Consider the following 5,610-nt stretch of genomic DNA (forward strand, 5'->3'; position numbering starts at 1 on the left):
CTTTGCGCTTCCGACGGCGAATCAGCACACTCATCACTTGCTTCGGATTAGCTGCACGTTGTAGGGGACTCCAATCGCCCACTTGGGCAAATCCCAGGCGGTACAAAGTGAGTATGGTTTCCCTGACACCCTTGGGCGAACCTGTCACCGTTACACAAACCACATCCTGTTCCGATTCTGCTGCTGAGTCGTCATTTGGTCGTGCAAATTTGTTGTCGTCAGGCAAGAATTCCTGTGACATAATTATGTTCTCCTGGTTTTAGGTTTTCTAGAAAAACCCAAAAACCCAGCCGCCCCGCTTTTCAACGCATAGCAGGGCGGCTACAGAGAGTGTTATCATACTCCGTTAGCCTCCAGACTGCTTGTCCCAGTTTGGCGGTGAGCTGTCCATTGCTGCTACCAACAGCTTTGGGCAGTGCAACTAGATTTTTGGGCGACGCGGGCTACTTCCTCTACAAGCAAAGCAACCTCTAACTTCAAAGCGTAGCCGCAGACGGGGGCCTGTGTCAATCCATTTCGGATTTGGGATTTGGGAAAGGTGCGTCAGCTTTGAGATTGCTTCACTACGTTCGCAATAACAGAAAATCCTAGTACGTGCATCCAGGATTAACTGGTTCCCAGGCTGGAGCCTGGGAACGAGCAATCGCCTACTTCCTAGGCTTTGCGCTACAGTTATAATATTAAAATCAATTTAAAAAGTGCGATCAATTTTGTTATCGTCAACCCAAAAACTTGCACTCAAGGATAATTATGCTGCACAATCTTCAGCAATCTCACGAACAAGAGATACAGACGATTACTCAAGTTTTGGGAAAAATCACCAACCGCACGGCGGATCAGATTAAACCATTACTAGATGCGATGCTCAAACAGCTAATTGAACCTCAACAACCTCCATTTTATGAAACAGCTACCCCAACAGAATGGTCAATAGCATTTCAAGAATGGGTTGACATTCATCGTACCATAAATCTCCCCACTCTTTCAGATGAAGCTATTAGCAGAGAGATCATTTATGGAGACAGAGGTTAAATGCCGTTTCTCGTAGATACAAAATGCGCGGCTAGTTGCTGCTATGCTAGTTCATGGTTTAACTCATATCCTAACTTTTAACATTGCTGATTTCGCTCGTTATTCACAAATTACGGCTGTTAATCCTCCAACTGTAAAACCTTGATTAATTGGGAATTTAACAGAAATTATACTCCGAGCAAAGAACAGGCAAGATGCCTGTTCCACAAAAAGCTAATTAGATTGTGGGGAGTAGGAGTTGGGCATCTTGCCCGCCCTTAGATTTTACCGGGTGTTAGCAAAATTAGCTGTTTTGACAAGATCGATCGCACTTCATCCAATCCCATCTCCACATCCGCCAAAATCTCTCCCACAGTTTTGGTATTGCAAGCTTGCAAAAACTCAAATTCAGCACTTGACAAATTGACCAATTGATAATTGCAATCAAACACTTGTTGACTAGGCCAACCGTGCATACAACCACTCAACTCTGGAATTGCCGCCAAAAGTGCCCGATCGTCCGACCAATCAATTTTATTAACAGGCTTTTTGCCCAAGAAAAACTCGTAATGAGTGATTTCCGTATCCAACAATTCAATTAATCGATAAAGCTCTCTTTCCGTCAAACCCTGAGCTCTTTCTATCAATTCCGGTGCTTTGCCCAAAAGTCTTTCTAACTGCCAATATCCCGGATTTGAGAAACCGATAAATTCCAATCCCGAAGCATCAATTAACTCGAACAAAGTCTCAATATTGTAGTCAATTTCCTGCGGGTGAACGTACATATCAGCAAAACATTCGTCTCGCTGATTTTCTCCTGCCCAACGCTGTTTTTCGTACTTGACAAGACGGTTGTTTTCTGGTAAAGAAGCAAAGATTTGACGGCCGACTTTGACACCATCGGGATAGTCACCTTTTTGCGGGCCTTGGAGAAGTCCGATCGCCCTTTGCATGAGTTGAATTTCCCAGCGTCCGAGCTCAGCATACACAAAAATGTGCATCAAACCGCCCGCCGCCAACTTCGCCGCCAGCGCTTGAATGCCCCGGATCGGATCGGGTAAGTGGTGCAGCACGCCCACGCAGTTGATCAAATCAAACTCGCCCTCTAACTCGGCCGCATCGTACAAGCTGAGGTGGCGGAAATCAGCTTCCCGCGCTCCCGTTAGCGAAGCCCTCGAAGAGGATCGCCGACAGCGTTCTTGTGCTACCTTCAAAGCACCTTCACTCAGGTCGATCGCCGTCACCGAAGCTTCAGGATTGAGGTGAATCAGATAATCGGTGCTCGAACCAGTGCCGCAGCCAGCATCTAAAATCCGAACATCTAGTTTTGGCGGCTTTTGGCCGGTGCAAAAATTGTAAGCATCAGGCCAACTCCAGCGCCAGTTGTACCCAGGGGGCGGTTCATCTGACAAAGGATCGGGCGGGAAAGGGAAAGTATCGTAAAGCCGCCGCACGGCAGCACTGATATCAGGCGTAGTATCCATAGGTGAGGTAATAGTGCGTGGGTTTTGAGATTGGTTGTCAGTAGCTACGGGGTAACAGCGCTACGCCATGCACTTCTAATGCTTCGTTACTCGCAACCAAAGTGTCGCTTCGCTGGCGTTGGGCAAGCCTCAAACAGAGGGATCGGGCGATCGACCAACCCCTGATAGCCAAGCCCTGACAGCTTCTGCGTAATAAAACTTATCATTTTTTCTCATATAAGCTCTCTTAAATCTATACAATAAATCTCGACAGGCTTTTTAACAAACAAGGACTGTCAATAGCCCACCGCTGAACTGTCGGGTAAAGCGGAGGCGTCTTTCCGCAGAAAGTCAAAAGCCCCGAAACAGGCAGAAGAAAATTTTTGATTTTCTTTTCCTTTAATTCAAGGCACTGGCTGCAATCGCCCAAAGGCAACTCTCCTGCCGAGTCTTTTTTTCCACGGGTATACCGGCGGATCGCAGCGGAGGGAGTACCCCGTGCCTGCCTTCGGATCGGACATTTCCCCGCAGGCAGAAAGATGAAACCAAAACATTTTAATCTAAGAAAGTAAGCGCGCCCGAACCTCGTGACAGGTAAAGGCAAAAAGTAAACAAAGCAAAAATACCTACTTTGACCTGCATCAGAAGGCAAGGTTAGTCTGGTTAAATGCTGCAACTATTTGGATAGGGAGCTAAGGAGTCTAATGACTGTAAAGGCAAGTGGTGGAAGCTCGGTTGCGCGTCCGCAACTATATCAAACTGTACCGGTCGCAACAATTTCGCAAGCAGAACAGCAAGACCGCTTTCTACAGCGGGGCGAACTCAGCGAACTAGCAAGTTATTTCAGTTCCGGGGCTCTTCGGATCGATATCTCTGCGACGCTGACCCAAAACTCGGAACTGATAGTATCCCGCGCAGCCAACCGGATTTTTACCGGCGGTTCCCCGCTGGCATTTTTGGAAAGACCACAAGAACCTGCGATGGCTGTAGCAGGCGCGGCTCGCGGCGGCTCGGCGAATGTCTCTGAAGGCATGAAACTGGGAAATGTCACCTACGTAGAAAGCCGCGCTGGCGGCAACGGCGGTGGCGGCGGGTTCTTGGGGCTGGGAAATCTGTTTTCGGGCAACGGTGGCGGCTACAGCGGCCCAATCCCAGCAGGATTTCAGCCGATCAATGTCTCGCGCTACGGCCCGGGCAACATGACCAAATCTCTGCGCGACTTGAGCTGGTTTTTGCGCTACATCACCTACGCGATCGTAGCTGGCGACCCGAACATTATTTCGGTGAACGTGCGCGGATTGCGGGAAATCATCGAAAATGCTTGCTCTTCAGCGGCCACAATTGTGGCAATGCAGGAAATGAAGGCAGCATCTTTGGGCTATTTCAGAAACAATGCAGAGGCCGCGGCGATCGTCGGACAGTATTTCGACGTAGCAATTACCGAATTCAAAGCTCCCACACCTTCAGACAAGGTGCGGCAGCGCGAAAGCAACGACCAGCAAGGTCTGCAACTGCCTCAAATCTACTTCAACGCAGCCGAGCGGCGATCGAAATTCGTCATGAAAACCGGTCTGTCTTCGGCAGAAAAGCTAGAAGTAATCAAAGCAGCTTACCGCCAAGTATTCGAGCGCGACATTAGCCGCGCATACAGCCAAAGCATTTCTGACTTGGAATCCAAGGTCAAAAATGGCGAAATCTCGATGAAAGAGTTTATTCGCCGCCTTGGTAAATCTCCTCTGTACCGTCAGCAATTCTACGAGCCGTTTGTCAACAGCCGCGCTGTAGAACTTGCCGCCCGTCACTTCCTAGGCCGCGGTTTGAGCTCGCGGGAGGAATTTAGCAAGTATTTTGCGATCGTCAGCAAAGGCGGCCTGCCAGCCCTCGTAGACGCGATGGTCTATTCCCAGGAATATTCCGATTACTTCGGCGAAGAAACAGTGCCTTACCTGCGCGGTTTGGGCCAAGAAGCTCAGGAGTGTCGCAACTGGGGCCCGCAAATTGATTTGTTCAATTTCAGCGCTCCGTTCCGCAAGGTTCCTCAGTTCATCACCTTGTTTGCCGGCTACAACCAGCCTCTGCCAGACCAGCACGTTTACGGTGTTGGCAATGACCCCTTAGAAATTCAGTTCGGCGCGATTTTCCCTAAAGAAACTCGCAACCCCAAGAGCCGTCCGGCTCCCTTCGGCAAAGACACTCGCCGCATCCTGATCCGTCAAGGTGCGGGGATTGACAATCAGTTGAGCAATCCGGCGGCTCGCGGTGCTGCTCCTGGTTCTCTGGGTCCCAAGGTCTTTAAATTAGACCAGTTACCGAGCAACTATGTTGCTTCCAAGAAAACTGCCCGCGGTGTCTCCAGCAGCTACAGCAATGCTTCCAGTGTCAAATATACCGAAAGTTCCACCCAAGCGGTGATTCGGGCAGCTTACCTGCAAGTGTTCGGTCGCGATGTGTTCGACGGCCAGCGCCAAAAGGTAGCGGAAATTAAGCTGGAAAACGGCGAGATTCCGATGCGCGAGTTTATTCGGATGTTGGCGAAGTCGGACGTGTTCCGCAATATGTACTGGAGCAAGCTCTACGTTTGTAAGGCGATCGAGTACATTCACCGCCGACTCCTGGGACGCCCTACCTACGGCCGTCAGGAAATGAACGCTTACTTTGACATTTGCGCTAAGAAGGGTTTCTACGCGCTCGTCGATAGCATCCTGGACAGCACGGAGTACAACGAAGCTTTCGGGGAAGATACAGTGCCCTACGAGCGCTATGTAACTCCCGGTGGTTTGTCGATGCGGACGATGCGATCGGGTTCCGTCGCTGAGCAAAATGTCCAAGCTCAGACGCCAGAAACTCCTCGGTTTATCGAACTCGGCACTGCGCTCGATCGGGGCGATTTCGAGTTACAAAATAGCCTCGCTCAAGGTGTCAGCAAGCGGCGCGAACAAACTAAGGTGTTCAAGCTGACGAATACTTCGGACAAAGTAGCTTTGAAAACTTTAATTCAAGCTGCTTACCGTCAAATTTTTGAGCGCGACATCAACCCGTATGTTGTGAAGAATGAATTCACGGCGCTCGAAAGCAAACTGGGCAACAAGGAAATCAATCTCAAGGAGTTCATTGAGGCTTTGGGTTGCTCGTCGCT

4 protein-coding genes are annotated in these 5,610 nt (G+C 49.6%); 2 read left to right on the forward strand and 2 right to left on the reverse strand.

Annotated elements, in window-relative coordinates; translation table 11 throughout:
- Positions 1-241, reverse strand: a 241-nt coding sequence (locus QUA45_RS27780; RefSeq protein ID WP_333223078.1) for a hypothetical protein, incomplete at its 3' end; no start/stop codon positions are given.
- Between the two features lie 509 nt (positions 242-750).
- Here QUA45_RS27780 and QUA45_RS27785 point away from each other — a divergent pair.
- A complete protein-coding gene (locus tag QUA45_RS27785) occupies positions 751-1,032 on the forward strand; it encodes a hypothetical protein (protein WP_333223080.1) in 282 nt (93 codons plus the stop codon).
- A gap of 257 nt (positions 1,033-1,289) precedes the next feature.
- Here the strand turns inward: QUA45_RS27785 and QUA45_RS27790 are convergent, their stop codons facing one another.
- Positions 1,290-2,495 (reverse strand): class I SAM-dependent methyltransferase, encoded by a 1,206-nt coding sequence (locus tag QUA45_RS27790; protein ID WP_333223082.1) that lies wholly within the window; start codon positions 2,493-2,495, stop codon positions 1,290-1,292.
- Between the two features lie 683 nt (positions 2,496-3,178).
- Between QUA45_RS27790 and QUA45_RS27795 the strand changes: the two genes are divergently transcribed.
- On the forward strand, positions 3,179-5,610 hold a 2,432-nt coding region (locus tag QUA45_RS27795), incomplete at its 3' end, for a phycobilisome rod-core linker polypeptide (RefSeq protein ID WP_333223084.1).

It is taken from the genome of Microcoleus sp. Pol12A5, from assembly GCF_036701435.1.
In the GTDB taxonomy this organism is placed as follows: domain Bacteria; phylum Cyanobacteriota; class Cyanobacteriia; order Cyanobacteriales; family Microcoleaceae; genus Microcoleus.

Excerpts from the sequence above, each read along its gene's own strand:
- QUA45_RS27790 (WP_333223082.1), bottom strand. The coding sequence starts at position 2,495 with ATGGATACTACGCCTGATATCAGTGCTGCCGTGCGGCGGCTTTACGAT.
- QUA45_RS27785 (WP_333223080.1), top strand. The coding sequence starts at position 751 with ATGCTGCACAATCTTCAGCAATCTCACGAACAAGAGATACAGACGATT.